Consider the following 16,268-nt stretch of genomic DNA (forward strand, 5'->3'; position numbering starts at 1 on the left):
GCCGGGGCTGCGCGGCCGAAGGTCGAATTCCGGCTAGTTGGCGTGGCCGCGGCGCAGGGCCAGGGAGCGGAGGCGGGCCAGGAGGAGGTCGAACTCGTCCAGGAGGTCGGAGGCCTCGGTGCTGCCTCGGCTCAGGTACCAGCGCCACGATGGAGGAAGCAGGCGGGCTCGCCAGCGGCGGAGGTGGGAGGCCTGGGACCACAGGGCCTTGCGTACGGCGGCTGCCTCGGAGCGCACGTCCAGAGTCACATCGGCGTCACCGGCGTACCGCAAGGCCTCGATGCCGCGGGCGACCCGGATTGCCTGCGGGTGAACATCAGCAGGCAACTGGCCGACCAGCCACTCGCCGGCCTGACGCGGTGTCGCGATGTCGGACCAGTCCAGTCCGAGGTCGCGGGACGTGTCGCGGATCTCCGCCCACAAGCCCTCGGCACCGAGCCGCCCAGGCGGTCGGGCGAACCGCCGTCGCCTGGTCAGGCTCCGGATCAGCCAGGGGACGGAGAGCAGCAGGACAACGCCGACGGCGATGGCGATGTTCCGCCCACCCCCGTTGGTGAACCAGTTGCCGCTGTCAATGATCGGGACGCCGCTGTCGTCCGGCAGGTTCCGGTCGCCGTTCGGCCGCTCCAGGCCCGGGTCCTCGGTCGCGCCCGGCGTGGTCGGTGCGGTGGTCGGCGCCGTCGACGGGCTGCTCGGGTCCGGGGTGGCCGGGGCGGTCCAGCCCGGTGTGCTCGCCACCCGGGCGGCCGGGGTCGGCTCGAACCGGACCCAGCCGATGCCCTGGAAGTACAGCTCCGGCCAGGCGTGCATGTCGTGCATCTTGACCGTGTACTCGCCGTCCTCGCCGGCCTGACCGGGCAGGAACCCGATGCCGACCCGGGACGGGATGCCCACGATCCGGGCCATCAGCGCCATCCCGGTGGCGAACTGCTCGCAGTACCCGGTCTTGCTGTCCAGCAGGAACTCGCGCAGCGCCCGCATCCCGCTGCCGCGGGTGGTGTCGGTGCTGTAGGTGAAGCCGCCACCGCTGCGGAACCAGTTCTGCAGCAGCACGGCGGCCTCGAACTGGTTGCTCCCGGCACCCTTCGTGATGTCCAGGGTCAGCTCTTTGATGGACTCCGGCGTCTGCCGCGGGACCCGGCTGGTGAACTGGTCCGGCTCACCCGTGCCGATCGCGTCGTGCAGCTGCTGCGACGTCGGCTGCAGGTCGTACGACGTGACGTCGTACTTCTTGCCGCCGACCACCTGGCCGTTCGCCGAGACCACGTCGAGCGTGCCGGCGTCGAACCGCCAGTCCCGCTTCAGCGAGATCGAGCGCACCGGGTAGGGGACCGGGGCGAACTGGGAGCGGAAGCTCCGGCTGACGTCGATCTCCATCTTGGACTGCGCGACCTTGCTCAGGTCGCCGCTGTACCCGGGTGGCGGGGTCAGCTCGTTGCCGATCTTGCGGCCCTCCTGGCGGGGTGCGATCCGCCAGGTGTCGCCGTCGAAGAAGTCGAGCGCGGTCAGCCGCAGGTAGGTGCCGCCGGACGGGCCGCCCTTGTAGGTGAGCGCGACGACGTTGTCGCCGCGCTTCAGGTTCCGGCCCATGTCCAGCATCGGGTCCGTCGAGGAGATCGACGCCCCGACACCGGTCCCGGGACCGGTGCCGGCCAGGCCGTTGCCGACGACACCCTCCGGCAGCGCGGGCAGCAGAGCGGGGAGCAACGCGGCCAGCGCGACGACGGTCAGGCCGATCCGGCGGCCCGCCTGACCGAGTGCGGACGCTTCCACCGGCTCGGCAGCGTCCAGGTGCGAGACACCGGAGATGCGCCGGCCCCAACGGCTGAGCCGGCTGCGCCCTTCGGCGGACAGCAGCAGGATGTAGCCGAGCGCCGGCGGGATGAACAGCAGCGCCGGCAGACCGCCGTGCACGGTCGCGGCAGGCACCGTGTACATGATCAGCAGCAGCAGCCCGGCCCACGCGGCCTGGCGAAGCTGTACGGCGATGACGTGGATGAGCAGCCCGGTCGCGGCGATCACCGAGGCGGCGAACAGCGTCAGGTGCGAGTCCGGCGGGAGGGGCGCGCTGAACCGGTTGATCGAGTCCATCGCGTTGACCATCTGCTGGTTGAACTCCAGCGCGGTCGCCTTCACCGGGATCAGCCCGAACTTCAGCGTGTCCCGCAGGAAGAAGAACGAGATCAGCTCCACCAGCACCAGCAGCTGGACGAACGGTACGACGAGCCGCGGGGCCCGCAGGTTCTGCAGCAGGATCCCGACACCGGTGATCGCGCCGCACAGGAGCGCGCTGATGAACAGGAACGGCCCGGAGAACACCGGGGTCAGCACGAGCGCCCCCAGCACCGTCGCGCCCCAGGCGGCTAGGGAGATCCTGGCGTGGCCGGTCATACCCTCATGCGATCCTTCCGCTCCGTAGTCCGAGGCCGGACCACACGGTGGGCAGGTGGTCACCGCGTCGGACCCTGGCGACGCGCCAGCCGTTTCGGCGCAGCTCGTTCTCGGTGGCGTCCGCGGCTGCGGTCAGCCGGTCCGCCTTCTCGCTCGGCTCGGCGCCGACCGCCCAGCTGGCCGCGTCGAGCACCAGCGCGACGCCGATCGCCTGGCTGGTCCGCCAGCGGTTCAGCGAGGTGATGTCGTCGGAGTTCAGCGCGCCGACGATCGCGATCACCAGGCTCGGCTCCTGCGCATGCCGGTCGACGGTCAGCAGCGGGCCGATCTCGGCGTACTTGTGCTCCTCGACGGTCGCGCACTCGGTCAGCAGCTGCTGCGCGCTGAGCGGTTGATGTACGGCGGTCGACGTCCGGTGACTGATCGCCGACAGAGTGGTCGGCCCGCCCAGCAACGTGGTGACGTAGCCGCGGCGGATCCGGTCGGTGCCGATCGAGGCGGCCGCGCTGACCGCCCACTCGAGGCTGGACGACGGGCCGTGACCGTGGTGCGAGATGGTCCGCGCGTCCAGGAACATCGCGCACCGGCTCTGCCAGGGCTGCTCCTCCCGCCGCACCATCAGCTCGCCGCGGCGCGCGGTGGACCGCCAGTGCACCCGGCGGAGGTCGTCGCCGTCGCGGTACTCGCGAACCGTCGCGTCCTCCTCACCGGCCGACGCGATCGCCCGCGGCCGGTTCTCACCCGAGCCCGCCCGGTCGGCGCCCAGCCGGATCTCGGGCAGCCGGTAGACCCGCGGCGTGACCAGCAGGTGCTGACTTCGGGTGAACGTCCGGCTGGTCTCCACCAGACCGAACGGGTCGGCCACGGTCAGCATCAACGGCCCGACCTGGAACAGTCCGCGGACGTCGCTCTTCACCGGGTAGCTGACGGTACGGCGCCAGTTCGGGCTGACCCGGTCGACGACGAACCGCGGCCGGTGCCCCAGTACATAAGGAATACGGTCCTCGAGCAGCAACAGCCCGGCCGGCATCCGGCCCTGGTTGCTCAGGGCAAGCTCCACCGTCGCCTGCGTGCCGACCGGGACCTGGTCCGGTGCGAGGCTGCGCCGCACCTGCAGCCGCAGCCGGGTCCGCCCGACGACGAGCGCCGCGACCAGCGGCAGCGCGACCAGCAGGATGCCGACGCGCAGCAGGTCCTTCTGGCCGAGCAGGAGCGCGCACAGGGATGCCGTGATGCCGGCCGCGACGAAGGCCCGCCCTCTGGTGGTCAGCCCGCGCAGTGCCTGCCGCATGTCTCAGTCCCGACGTGCGCGAGGCAGCGCCACCGTGGACACCAGCCCCGAGATGATGTCGGCTGCACCGCGCCCACCGAGATGCGCCTCAGCCGCAGGAAGAACACGGTGTGCCAGCACCGGCACGGCGAGCTCCTGGATGTCGTCCGGCAGGACGAACTCGCGGGAGTCCAGCGCCGCCGCGGCACGGGCCGCCCGGATCAGGTGCAGCGTCGACCGCGGGCTCGCTCCCAGTCGCAGCTCCTGCGAGCGACGGGTCGCGCCGACGAGGGCGACGGCATACTCCTTGACCGACTCCGAGACGTGCACCGACTGCACCGTCTTGACCAGGCGCAGGATCTGCTGGCCGTCGGTGACGGCCTGCAGGGTCTGCAGCGGGTCGTCGGCCGCGTGCCCGTCGAGCATCCGCAGCTCGGCGGCCGGCTCCGGGTAGCCCATCGAGACGCGGGCCATGAAGCGGTCGCGCTGCGCCTCGGGGAGCGGGTAGGTGCCTTCCATCTCGATCGGGTTCTGGGTCGCGATGACCATGAACGGCGCCTCGAGCTGATACGTCGTGGTGTCGACGGTGACCTGGCGTTCCTCCATCGACTCCAGCAGCGCGGCCTGGGTCTTCGGCGAGGCGCGGTTGATCTCGTCACCGACCACGATGTTCGCGAACACCGCGCCGGGCTTGAACTCGAAGTCGCGGATCTCCTGGTTGAAGACGGAGACGCCGGTGATGTCCGACGGCAGCAGGTCCGGCGTGAACTGGATCCGGCGCACGGTGCAGTCGATCGACTTGGCCAGCGCCTTGGCCAGCATCGTCTTGCCGACGCCGGGCACGTCCTCGATCAGCAGGTGTCCCTCGGCCAGCAGGACGGTGATGGCGACCTCGACCACGTCGGGTTTGCCCTCGATCACCTGCTCCATCGCCCGGCGGACCCGGCCCGCCACCTCGGACAGCTCGTCGAAGTCCCCGGCTCCTGCCAGCGCCGAGCTGGTCGCGGTGGTGCTCACCCTGTGTCCTCCCCATTCGTTGACGGCCGACACATTCTCACCCGCTGTAGGGGTCCGGCCTAGAGCAGCGGAAGTTTCGTTACCTGGCGTTTCGGTGTTCATCGGCACAGGCCCTCACCGGCGTGGGTCGGAAAGTCGTCCCTCCAAGCGTACGGGTGGCCAAAACAAAGTGCCGGGCGTACGACGACGCCGGACCCCGGTTGGTTCGCCGCCGGACCCGGGCAACCGCGGTGGAGCGAAGTGGAGGACGCGGCACGCGGGTGGACGCGCTGGGATTCAGGCGGCGCGTGGGGGAAATGGGGCGGAAGTTGGTTGACGGTGGTGGAAAGTGGAGTAAGGTGGAGCGCAGTGGAACAGAAGTGGTGGAAACAGCTCGCCTAAGTCGGAGGGTCCGCAACGGGGAGGTGGAGCGTGTTCCTCGGAACTCACTTCCCCAAGCTCGACGACAAGGGACGGCTGTTCCTGCCGGCGAAGTTCCGGGACGAACTGGCTGACGGCCTGGTGATCACGCGTGGACAGGAGCGGTCGCTGTCCGTGTGGCCCGAGCGCGAGTTCGTCCAGCTGACCGAGCAGTTGAAGCAGGCGCCGATCACCAACAAGGGTGCGCGGGACTACCTGCGGATGTTGTTCGCCGGAGCCTCGAACGAGGTGCCGGACAAGCAGGGCCGGGTCACCATCCCGCCGATGCTGCGCGACTACGCAGGACTGGATCGCGACTGCGTCGTCATCGGGGCGATGAACAGGGTGGAGATCTGGAACACGGAGAACTGGAACAGGTACTCCCAGGAGCAGGAGCAGGCGTTCGCCGACCTCTCCGAGGAGGTCCTGCCGGGCATCTTCTAGAAGAACAGTGGGCGAGCGGTACCGCGACCACACCGGCCGTCCGGTGAGATCACGGGTCCGACTTCCGACCTCAGGTGTTGGCGTCACTTCCCCGGCGCCAAGACCCCGAGGTACTTCCCCGGAAGGCGTACCCGCGATCTGACCGGACGGAGTCGTCTCCGGGTCCGCACCACTGAACCGCACCACAAGACCTGCGGGGGCAGGGTCGCTCCCGCGGCGACGGAAGGGTCGAGGATGGACGCTGGGGAGCGGCATGTGCCGGTGATGCTGGAGCGCGTGGTCGCGCTGCTGGCTCCCGCACTCGCGCACCCCGGCGCAGTCCTCGTCGACGCGACCCTCGGTCTCGGCGGTCACTCCGAGGCGTTCCTGCGCCAGTTCCCCGAGACCCGGCTGATCGGGCTCGACCGGGACCCCGAGGCGCTGCGCCTCGCCGGCGACCGGCTCGCGCCGTACCAGGAGCGGACCACCTTCGTGCACGCCGTGTACGACGAGCTGCCGCAGGTCCTGGCCGACCTGGACGTGCCGGCGATCGACGGGATCCTGTTCGACCTGGGTGTCTCCTCGATGCAGCTGGACGAGGCCGAGCGCGGTTTCGCCTACGCGCAGGACGCGCCGCTGGACATGCGGATGGACAGCACCGGCCCGACCACGGCCGCGGACATCGTGAACACCTACAGCGCGGCCGACCTGGCCCGGATCCTGTTCCAGTACGGCGAGGAGAAGTTCGCCCGCCGGATCGCGGACCGGATCGTGCGCGAGCGCGAGACCGAGCCGTTCACGAACAGCGCGCGGCTGTCCGAGCTGGTCCGCAACGCGATCCCGCAGGCGGCCCGCCGTACCGGGGGACACCCGGCGAAGCGGACCTTCCAGGCGCTGCGGATCGAGGTGAACGGCGAGCTCGAGGTGCTGCGCCGCGCGCTGCCGGCCGCGATCGAGGCGCTCGCGCTGCACGGCCGGATCGTGGTGATGAGCTACCACTCGCTCGAGGACCGGATCACCAAGCAGACGTTCGCGGCCGGGACCAAGTCCGACGTGCCGGACGACCTGCCGGTCATCCCGGCCGGGCACGAGCCGTACCTGAAGCTGCTGACCCGCGGCGCGGAGCGGCCGACCGAGGAGGAGGTCGCGGCCAACCCGCGGGCCGCCTCCGCTCGCGTGCGGGCGGCCGAGCGGGTCCGGGAGAAGGGGCTGGTGGCCTGATGAGTACTGTCTTCAGCCCGCAGAAGGCGCGGGTCACGCCGGCGCCGGCGAAGCGGCCGGAGCCGAAGCTGCGGGTCGTCTACGGCGCGCCGTTCCGGCCGCCGCGGATGCCGTTCGTCATCTTCGTGGTGTCGTTGCTGGCGGCCGGCCTGGTCGGCTTGCTGCTGCTCAACACCGAGCTGCAGAGCGGGACGTTCCAGGTGACCGCGCTGAACAAGCAGGCCGACCAGCTGCGGGATCAGCAGGAGTCGCTGGAGAAGCAGGTGCGGACGCTGGAGTCGCCGCAGAACCTGGCCGATCGCGCGCTGCGGATGGGCATGGTCCCGAACCCGAACCCGGTGTTCCTGCGGCTGTCCGACGGGCAGGTGCTGGGTGTGCCGGAGGAGGGCAAGGCCGGCACGGGCACGGCGATGTTCGGTCCGGGCACGCCGACGTCGGTGTCGCCGAAGCCGCCGGTCAGCACGGTCAAGCCACCCGCCGCGACCGTGAAGCCGCCCGTGGCGACGGTCAAGCCGCCCGCGGCCACTGTGAAGCCACCTGTCACCGCGCAGAACCGGGCGGCGACGGGCACCACCGCACGGACCGGTACGGCGACGGGCAACAAGCCGCCGGCCACGACCACGCGTACGACGACCACCGGGGGATGATCGGATGACGGACCGACGGGGCAGCGAGCCGCCACGCAAGCGTGGTGAACCGGGGAATCCGCCCCGCAAGGCTCAGCCTCGCCGTCCGTCCGCTACGGACAGCACCCGTGCCACGCCACAGCGTCCGGAGTCCACCCGCGACCGCCTCCTCCGCAAAGCCCGCGAGGAGGCGGCCGGCGCTCCGCGCCGGCCGGAACCAGGTGAACAGCGCCGCCCTCGGTCGGCTGACGGGCAGGACCGTTCCGGGAAGAAGCAGGCCGGCTCCGGCCGGTCGGCAGCAGGCAGCGGCAGCCGCCGAACCCCGGCGGGGCAGGGGCGCGCGGCTGCGCCGCGCAAGGCGGCTGCTCGTGCTGAGGGGCAGGCGGCTCGGCCGCGCAAGGCGGCGGCTGGGCGCCCGGCGGCCGCCAGGACGGCGGCGGCGAAGAAAACTGCTTCGAAGAAGGCACCGGCCAAGCGGCCGGTGAAGAAGAGTCCGCCGCGGCAGCGGCCGCAGAGCAGGCGGCCGCCGAAGAAGAAGGTGAAGCGGCCGCCTCGGATGCTCAAGTTGGGGCGGCCGGCGCTTCGGCTTCGGGTGACGTTCGTGGTGATGGCGTTCGTGCTGTCGCTGTTCGCCGGGCGGCTGGTGCTGCTGCAGGGCGTGGACCCGGACCGGTACGCGCTGGCGGCGAGCAAGGAGAACACCAAGCCGTTCGTGCTGCACGCGACCCGCGGTTCGATCGTGGACCGCAACGGCGTGCCGTTCAGCGTGTCCGAGGACGCCGTCGCGATCACCGCCGACCCGACCCAGACCAGCGCGGTCGCCCCGCAGCTCGCCAAGATCCTGGCGCCGAAGCTGACCGGTACGACGTACGCGGAACTCGTCACCGCGATGACCGGAAAGGGCCGGTTCGCCTACCTCGCGCGCCAGGTCAGCCCGCAGACCTGGAACGCCATCGAGGCCGAGGTGAAGGCGAAGAACGCCGAGATCGCGCAGCAGAACAAGGGCAAGCCGCAGGACCAGCAGGCGCCGCTGCTGGCCGGGATCTACACCGAGGACGACCCGATCCGCAGCCACCCGAACGGCACCATCGCGGCGAACGTGGTCGGCGTGGTCGGCGCCGACGGCAAGGGCCTGTCCGGGCTCGAGTACGGCATGAACGACAGGCTGTCCGGCCAGGACGGCAAGGCCATGTACGAGGTGGACACCAAGGGCAACAAGATCCCGAACGCGAACCACACGGTCGAGGAGCCGAAGCCCGGTGTCACCGCGCAGCTGACCCTGGACGCGGACCTGCAGTGGTTCGCGGAGCGGCGGATCGAGCAGGCGGTGAAGCAGTACAAGGCCAGCTCGGGCACGGTGGTCACGGCGGACGTGAAGACCGGCGAGATCCTGGCGATGGCGAACTACCCGACGTTCGACCCGAACAAGGCGGTCAAGTCGAGCCAGCTGTACAACCCGGCGCTCGAGCAGGTCTACGAGCCGGGCAGCGTGCAGAAGGTGGTCACCATGGCCGCCCTCGCCGATGCCGGGCTGATCGACCTGGAAACCAAGCTGAAGGTGCCGGGCAGCATCAACGTGCAGCGCCGGACCATCAAGGACCACTTCTCGCACGGCACGCTCGACCTGACCATCGCCGGCGTGATCGCGAAGTCGTCGAACGTCGGCACCATCATCGCGGCCCAGCAGATGAAGTCGATCCCGCAGTTCGTGAAGTACCTGAAGGACTTCGGGTTCGGCGAGCCGACCGGGCTGAACTTCCCGGGCGAGAGCCGCGGCCTGATGCCGCCGGGTGACGAGTGGAGCGAGCTGACCCGGTCGAACGTCGCGTTCGGCCAGGGCCTGTCCGCGAACGCCGTCCAGATGACCGCCGCGGTCAACGCGGTCGCCAACGGCGGGGTCTACGTGCCGCCGAAGCTGGTGAGGAACTACCTCGACGTGAACGGCAACGTCATCCCGAACCCGTCCAGCCCGTCCCGCCGGGTGGTGAGCGAGAAGGCGGCCAAGGAGGTCACCACGATGATGGAGGCCGTCACCGCCAAGGGGGGTACGGCGACCCAGGCCGCGATCGACGGCTACCGGGTGGCCGGCAAGACCGGTACGGCGCAGGAGGTCGACTCCGCCTGCGGCTGCTACCGCAAGTGGGCCACGTCTTTCGCCGGATTCGCTCCTGCCGACAACCCACGCTTCGTTACGTACGTCGTACTCCAGAACCCGACCAACGGGCGTAGTGGCGGTGGACAGGGAGGACCGGTGTTCCGTGACGTGATGAGCTACGCGCTGCAGAAGTACGTCGTACCGCCGACAGGTGCGAAGCAGCCTGCCGTGCCGCTCGAGTGGTGACGCAGGGTCAGGTAGGAGTCACACGGGCCGGAGCGGTAGCCTCAGGGCCCGTGTCCACCCCTACCGCCGCAGGCGGCGCCGTCGCAGCGATCAGGCCGCGGCACATCGTGCCGGTCAGCCTGGTCGAGGTCGCCAGGACCGCTCATGCGCGGATCCCCACCAGCAGCACCGTCGAGATCACCGGTGTCTCGCTCGACTCGCGGTCAGTCCTCCCAGGCGACCTGTACGCCGCTCTGCCCGGTGCCGTCACGCATGGCGCCGCCTTCGTCGCGAAAGCGCAGCAGTCCGGTGCTGTCGCCGTACTGACCGACCCGACCGGTGAGGAGCGGGCGCGGGAGACCGGTCTGCCGGTGCTGGTGGTCGACCGTCCCCGGGACGTGCTCGGCGCGGTCGCGGCCCGCATCTACGGCGAGCCGACCAAGGAGCTGCACCTGCTCGGCGTGACCGGGACGAACGGCAAGACCACGACCAGCTTCCTGCTGGACGCCGTACTGCGCCGGCTCGGTCCGGCCGCGCTGATCGGGACGATCCAGACCCGGATCGGTGACGAGGTGGTGAAGAGCGTCCGGACCACTCCGGAGGCCACCGACCTGCACGCGCTGTTCGGAGTGATGCGTGAGCAGGCGGTCGGCTGGTGTGCGATGGAGGTGTCCAGCCACGCGCTCGCGCAGGGCCGGGTGGACGGTGCCCGCTTCGCGGTCGCCGGGTTCACCAACCTCACACAGGATCATCTGGACTTCCACAACACGTTCGAGGAGTACTTCGCGGCGAAGGCCTCGTTGTTCACCCCGGAGCGGTGTGATGTGGCCGTGGTGACGATCGACGACGAGTACGGCCGCCGTCTGGCCGCGCAGACCGTCGTACCGCTGGTGACCGTGTCCACCACGGGTGAGGCCGACTGGATGGTGGCGGGCAAGCACCAGTCCGAGCACGGCACCACCGTGATCGACATCCAGGGGCCGGGCGAGACGCTGACCGTCGAGATCGGGCTGCCCGGCGACTTCAACGTGGCCAACGCGCTGCTTGCGACCGCCATGCTGCGGCAGGTCGACGTACCGGCCGAGGAGATCGCCGCCGGGTTGCGGACGGCCGCCGTACCGGGCCGGATGGAGACGTTCACTCGTCACGACGGCCTGGCCGTGATCGTGGACTACGCGCACACGCCGGACGCGGTCGAGCTCGCGCTCGAGGCCGCCCGCGGTGCGACGAAGGGCCGCTTGTACGCCGTTGTGGGCTGTGGCGGCGACCGGGACGCGGGCAAGCGTCCCGCAATGGGCGCCGCGGCGGCGCGTACGGCGGACGTCGTGATCATCACCGACGACAACCCGCGCAGCGAGGATCCGGCGGCGATCCGGGCCGCCGCGCTGGAGGGCGCCCGGGCCGCGGTACCGGGTGCGGACCTGCACGAGATCGGCGACCGTCGCCAGGCCATCGCGGCTGCGATCGAGCTGGCCGGTCCGGGGGACACCGTCGTCGTGCTGGGCAAGGGCCATGAGACAGGTCAGGACGTCGGCGGTGTGATCCACCCGTTCGACGATCGCGAGACTGTGCGTGAGTTGCTGGAGGCAGAGCGGTGATCCCTGTCAGTTGCGGCGAGATCGCCGACGTCGTCGGTGGCGAGCTGGTGGGCGTGGACCCGTCGGCCGTGGTCGACGGCGCGGTGGTGATCGACTCGCGAGCCGCCGGACCGGGTGGGCTGTTCGTCGCCCTGCCCGGTGAGCGCGTCGACGGGCACGACTACGTGAGTACGGCGACCGAGGCCGGCGTCACGGTGTCACTCACCACGCGGCCGATCGAGGGCAGCCCGTGCATCGTCGTCGGCGACGCGCAGAAGGCACTCGGCGACCTGGCCCGCCTGGTGGTCAGCCGGCTGCCGGACCTGACCGTGATCGGCCTGACCGGCTCGTCCGGCAAGACCAGCACGAAGGACCTGATCGCCCAGCTGATCCGCCCGTACGGCGAGACCGTGTCGCCGGAGGGATCGTTCAACAACGAGATCGGCCACCCGCTGACCGCGCTGCACGCGACCGGGACCACGAAGTACCTGATCGCCGAGATGGGTGCGCGGCACCTGGGCGACCTCACCTACCTGTGCGGGATCACGCCGCCGAAGGTCGGACTGGTGCTCAACGTCGGCACGTCGCACATCGGCGAGTTCGGCAGCCAGGACAACATCGCGCTGGCCAAGGGCGAGCTGATCGAGGCACTGGTTCCGGGCGGGACCGCCGTACTGAACGCCGACGACCCGCGCGTCGCCGCGATGGCGAGCCGGACCGGGCAGCGGGTGCTGACCTTCGGTGAGGCGGACAGCGCCGACGTCCGGGCGACCGACGTCAAGCTCGACGCCGAGGGCCGGGCGAGCTTCACGCTGCGGATCGGCGACTTCAGCCGCTCGGTCCAGTTGCAGTTCGTCGGCGAGCACTACGTGTCGAACGCGCTCGGCGCGGCAACCGTCGCGTACGCAGCCGGTCTGACCGCCGAGCAGATCGCCGAGGGGCTGGCTGCGGCCACTCCGGTGTCGGCGGCGCGGATGGAAGTGGTCGAGCGCCCGGACGGCGTGACCGTCATCAACGACGCGTTCAACGCCAACCCCGACTCGATGCGGGCCGCGCTGAAGGCGCTGGTCGCGATCGGCCGGGCCCGCGGCGCGCGGACCTGGGCCGTGCTCGGCGAGATGCTCGAGCTCGGCGACACCTCCGCGGACGAGCACGACGCGATCGGGCGGCTGGTGGTGCGGCTGGACGTGAACCGGCTGGTCGTGGTCGGCCCGGGCGCGAAACCCATCCATCTCGGGGCCTCGCTCGAAGGCTCCTGGGGCAACGAGTCGGCCTACGTCGACACCATTCCGGAGGCCCTCGACATGCTCCGCGCGGAGTTGCAGGCCGGTGACGTCGTGCTGGTCAAGTCCTCGAAGGCGGCGAAGCTGCGCAGCCTGGCCGACGCCTTGCTGCCCGGACGCGACGAGCTGTCCAGATCCGCGGAGGACGCGCAGTGATCTCGATCCTGTTCGCCGGCGCCGTCTCGATGGTGCTGACCCTGCTCGGCACGCGGTGGGCGATCACGCTGCTGTCCCGCCGCGGCTACGGCCAGGAGATCCGCGACGACGGGCCGACCTCGCACCACACCAAGCGCGGCACGCCGACGATGGGCGGCACGGTGTTCATCCTCGCCACCATCATCGGGTACTTCGCGGCGAAGCTGTTCACCATGACGCCGCCGAGCGCCTCGGCGATCCTGGTGCTGTTCCTGTTCGCCGGGATGGGCGCGGTCGGCTTCCTGGACGACTTCATCAAGATCTTCCGGCAGCGCAGCCTGGGCCTGCGCAGCAAGGCGAAACTGGCCGGCCAGACGATGATCGCGGTCGCCTTCGCGGTGCTCGCGCTGCAGTTCCCGGACGAGCGCGGCCAGCGGCCGGCGTCGCCGTTCATCTCGTTCATCCGCGACATCAACTGGCTGCACCTGGCCGGGGTCCTGGTGGTGATCTGGATCCTGCTGCTGATCGCCGGCATGTCGAACGGCGTGAACCTGGCCGACGGCCTGGACGGCCTGGCCACCGGCGCCTCGATGATGGTGTTCGGCGCCTACACGCTGATCTGCATCTGGCAGTTCAACCAGAGCTGCGCGACCGCTCAGGGTGTGGGCGCGAAGTGCTACGAGGTCCGAGATCCGCACGACCTGGCCGTGGTCGCGGCCGCGTTGACCGGCGCGCTGTTCGGCTTCCTGTGGTGGAACGCGTCGCCGGCCAAGATCTTCATGGGTGACACCGGCTCGCTGTCGCTGGGCGGCGCGCTGGCCGGGATGGCCGTGATGACCCGGACCGAGCTGCTGGTGCTGCTGCTCGGCGGCCTGTTCGTCATCATCACCGCGTCGGTGATCCTGCAGGTCGGCTACTTCAAGATCACCAAGGGCAAGCGGCTGTTCCGGATGGCGCCGCTGCACCACCACTTCGAGATGCTCGGCTGGGAGCAGGTCAACGTGGTGATCCGGTTCTGGATCATCCAGGGCCTGTGCGTGGTGATCGGGCTCGGCATCTTCTACGCGGAATGGGTGGCCGGATGACCCTCGAGACTCGCACCGACGACGGCTGGGCGACGACCCGCTTCGTCGTCCTCGGCTTCGGTACGGCGGGCTACGCCTGCGCGGACTCGTTGCTCCAGGCCGGCGCCGAGCACGTCGTCGTACTGGACGACCGCGACAACGAGGCGCTTCGCGAGAAGGCGCAGATCCTCGAGACGCTGGGCGCCACCATCACCCTCGGCCCGGGCAGTACGGCGGAGCTGCCGAAGGACGTCGAGGTGGTCGTGACGTCTCCCGGCGTACCGCCGCACGCGCCGTTGCTGGCCCAGGCGGCCGAGCGTGAGGTGGCGATCTGGAGCGAGATCGAGCTGGCCTGGCGGCTGCGCGACCCGGCCAACGCGGCACCGTGGCTGTGCATCACCGGGACCAACGGCAAGACCACGACGGTCCAGATGCTCACCGCGATCCTGACCGCCGCCGGTCACCGGGCTGTTGCTGCTGGCAACGTCGGGCTGCCGCTGCTGGAAGCGGTGATGGACCCCGAGCCGTACGACGTGATCGCCGTCGAGCTGTCGAGCTACCAGCTGCACTTCACGCACTCGATGTCCGCGCACTCGGCCGCCGTACTGAACATCGCGCCGGACCATGTCGACTGGCACGGCTCGCTGGAGGCGTACGCCAAGGACAAGGGCCGGATCTTCGAGAACTGCCAGGTCGCCTGCGTCTACAACGTCGCCGACCCGGCCACCGAGCAGCTGGTGATGGACGCGGAGGTGATCGAGGGCTGCCGGGCGATCGGCTTCACTCTCGGAACGCCGGGGCTGTCGATGGTGGGGATTGTCGACGATCTCCTCGTCGACCGTGCGTTCGTCGAGCAGCGCGCGTCGTCCGCCCTCGAGCTGGCGACGCTGAACGACGTCACGCCGGCCGCGCCGCACAACGTGGCGAACGCGCTCGCCGCGGCCGCGCTGGCCCGGGCGTTCGGTGTGCCGGCGACCGCGGTCCGGGACGGGCTGCGCGGGTTCCGGCCGGACAAGCACCGGATCGCGCATGTCGCGGACGTTGCCGGGGTCAACTATGTCGACGACTCGAAGGCGACCAACCCGCACGCGGCGCAGGCCTCGCTGCTCGCCTACGAGCACGTGGTGTGGATCGCCGGCGGCCAGGCCAAGGGCGCGACCTTCGACGAACTGGTGGTCGCGGCCCGCGACCGGCTGCGTGGCGTCGTGCTGCTCGGCCAGGACAAACAGGTGATCGCCGAAGCACTTGCCCGACACGCACCGGATGTCCCGACGATCACTGTCGGGGCAACGGACACTGAAGCCATGGAGATCGTGGTGGGGGAGGCGGCGACGCTTGCGCAGGCGGGCGACACCGTACTGCTGGCCCCCGGCTGCGCTTCCTGGGACATGTTCGCCAACTACGGAGCCCGTGGCGACGCCTTCGCTGAAGCCGTACGTCGGCTGGGCGACAGCTGATCCGGAGGTGATCGCGTGACGTCGATCGCGGATCAGCCGGATCAGCAGAAGAAGACCGAGGTACGTCCGTGGGTGGCCGCCGTCCGCGAGGTGCTGGACCGGCCGCTGACGTCGTACCACATCCTGCTCGGCGCGACCGGCCTGCTGCTGGTGCTCGGGCTGCTGATGGTGCTGTCCGCGTCGAGCGTGCTGTCGCTGCGCGCGAACGGCAACAGCTACACGATCTTCATCCGCCAACTGATCTGGGTCGGCGTCGGCCTGCCGATGGCGTACGTCGCCTCCCGGATGACGCCACGGCACTTCCGGATGCTCGCCTACGTCGCCCTGCTCGGGTCGGTGTTCCTGCTGGTGCTGACCTACATCCCCGGTCTCGGCGTCGGCGTGAACGGCAACACCAACTGGCTGAACCTCGGCGGTCCGCTGCAGATCCAGCCGAGTGAGTTCGCCAAGCTGGCGCTGGTGATGTGGTGCGCGGACCTGTACGCCCGCAAGGAGAAGCTGCTCACCCAGTGGAAGCACCTGCTGGTCCCGATGGTGCCGGTCTGCGGCCTGGTGATCGCCCTGGTGGTCGGCCAGCACGACCTCGGCACCGCGCTGGTGCTGATGGCCGTGATGCTCGGCCTGATCTGGATCGTCGGCGCGCCGACCCGGCTGTTCGTCGCGACCATCGTGGTCGTCGGCGCGATCGCGGCGTACTTCGTCACCACGGCCCAGCACCGGATGGACCGGCTGATGAACTTCACCAACCCGCTGGCCGACCCGTCCGGCGTCGGCTGGCAGGCGTACCACTCGTTCTACGCGCTGTCGACCGGTGGCTGGTGGGGCGTCGGGATCGGCAACAGCCGGCAGAAGTGGGGCAACCTGCCGGAGGCGCACACCGACTTCATCTTCTCCGTGATCGGTGAGGAGCTCGGCCTGGTCGGGTCGCTCACCGTGCTCGCCCTGTTCCTCGTCCTGGCCTACGCCGGGGTGCGGATCGCGACCCGGAACACCGAGCCGTTCGTCCGCTACGCGGCGGCCGGAATCACGACAGCGCCAACAACGCCTTCTTCGGCGAAGGCCTGGCCGACTCCCTCGACGCCGTA

General features: G+C 70.2%; 12 protein-coding genes. 9 read left to right on the forward strand and 3 right to left on the reverse strand.

Annotation, left to right across the window (positions count from 1 at the left end; translation table 11 throughout):
• Window positions 1-33: 33 nt before the first annotated feature.
• The 3 genes from ACWCOV_RS40005 to ACWCOV_RS40015 are packed head-to-tail and all read right to left on the reverse strand — an operon-like array spanning window position 34 to window position 4,624.
• Window positions 34-2,391 carry a transglutaminase family protein gene (locus tag ACWCOV_RS40005; protein WP_449834601.1) on the reverse strand — a complete coding sequence of 786 codons (2,358 nt, stop codon included), beginning with the start codon at window positions 2,389-2,391 and terminating at the stop codon, window positions 34-36.
• A 4-nt stretch (window positions 2,392-2,395) separates the two neighbouring features.
• Window positions 2,396-3,682 carry a DUF58 domain-containing protein gene (locus tag ACWCOV_RS40010; protein WP_449834602.1) on the reverse strand — a complete coding sequence of 429 codons (1,287 nt, stop codon included), beginning with the start codon at window positions 3,680-3,682 and terminating at the stop codon, window positions 2,396-2,398.
• A gap of 3 nt (window positions 3,683-3,685) precedes the next feature.
• The gene (locus ACWCOV_RS40015; protein ID WP_449834611.1) at window positions 3,686-4,624 is read right to left on the reverse strand and encodes an AAA family ATPase; all 939 of its coding nucleotides are present in this window, start codon (window positions 4,622-4,624) and stop codon (window positions 3,686-3,688) included.
• A gap of 465 nt (window positions 4,625-5,089) precedes the next feature.
• Between ACWCOV_RS40015 and mraZ the strand changes: the two genes are divergently transcribed.
• From mraZ to ACWCOV_RS40060, 9 genes are all read left to right on the forward strand, one after another.
• A complete protein-coding gene (mraZ, locus tag ACWCOV_RS40020) occupies window positions 5,090-5,521 on the forward strand; it encodes a division/cell wall cluster transcriptional repressor MraZ (protein ID WP_131351384.1) in 432 nt (143 codons plus the stop codon).
• A gap of 234 nt (window positions 5,522-5,755) precedes the next feature.
• Complete coding sequence (gene rsmH / locus ACWCOV_RS40025; protein WP_449834603.1) at window positions 5,756-6,721, forward strand: 16S rRNA (cytosine(1402)-N(4))-methyltransferase RsmH; 966 nt, start codon at window positions 5,756-5,758, stop codon at window positions 6,719-6,721.
• Window positions 6,721-7,368, forward strand: coding sequence for a hypothetical protein (locus ACWCOV_RS40030; protein WP_449834604.1), 648 nt, complete (start codon window positions 6,721-6,723; stop codon window positions 7,366-7,368). The genes rsmH and ACWCOV_RS40030 overlap by 1 nt, the downstream gene beginning before the upstream one ends.
• Before the next feature lie 4 nt (window positions 7,369-7,372).
• Complete coding sequence (locus tag ACWCOV_RS40035; protein ID WP_449834605.1) at window positions 7,373-9,688, forward strand: penicillin-binding transpeptidase domain-containing protein; 2,316 nt, start codon at window positions 7,373-7,375, stop codon at window positions 9,686-9,688.
• 50 nt (window positions 9,689-9,738) lie between these two features.
• Window positions 9,739-11,265, forward strand: coding sequence for a UDP-N-acetylmuramoyl-L-alanyl-D-glutamate--2,6-diaminopimelate ligase (locus ACWCOV_RS40040; RefSeq protein ID WP_449834606.1), 1,527 nt, complete (start codon window positions 9,739-9,741; stop codon window positions 11,263-11,265).
• Entirely contained in the window at window positions 11,262-12,683 is a 1,422-nt protein-coding gene (locus tag ACWCOV_RS40045) for a UDP-N-acetylmuramoyl-tripeptide--D-alanyl-D-alanine ligase (RefSeq protein ID WP_449834607.1), read from the forward strand. Before ACWCOV_RS40040 ends, ACWCOV_RS40045 begins: the two co-directional genes overlap by 4 nt.
• The gene (gene mraY, locus ACWCOV_RS40050; RefSeq protein ID WP_449834608.1) at window positions 12,680-13,747 is read left to right on the forward strand and encodes a phospho-N-acetylmuramoyl-pentapeptide-transferase; all 1,068 of its coding nucleotides are present in this window, start codon (window positions 12,680-12,682) and stop codon (window positions 13,745-13,747) included. The genes ACWCOV_RS40045 and mraY overlap by 4 nt, the downstream gene beginning before the upstream one ends.
• Window positions 13,744-15,183, forward strand: coding sequence for a UDP-N-acetylmuramoyl-L-alanine--D-glutamate ligase (murD, locus tag ACWCOV_RS40055; RefSeq protein WP_449834609.1), 1,440 nt, complete (start codon window positions 13,744-13,746; stop codon window positions 15,181-15,183). Before mraY ends, murD begins: the two co-directional genes overlap by 4 nt.
• Before the next feature lie 15 nt (window positions 15,184-15,198).
• Window positions 15,199-16,268 (forward strand): peptidoglycan glycosyltransferase FtsW (locus tag ACWCOV_RS40060; protein ID WP_449834610.1); only part of this gene is annotated, 1,070 nt, incomplete at its 3' end.

The organism is Kribbella sp. NPDC002412, from assembly GCF_053592935.1.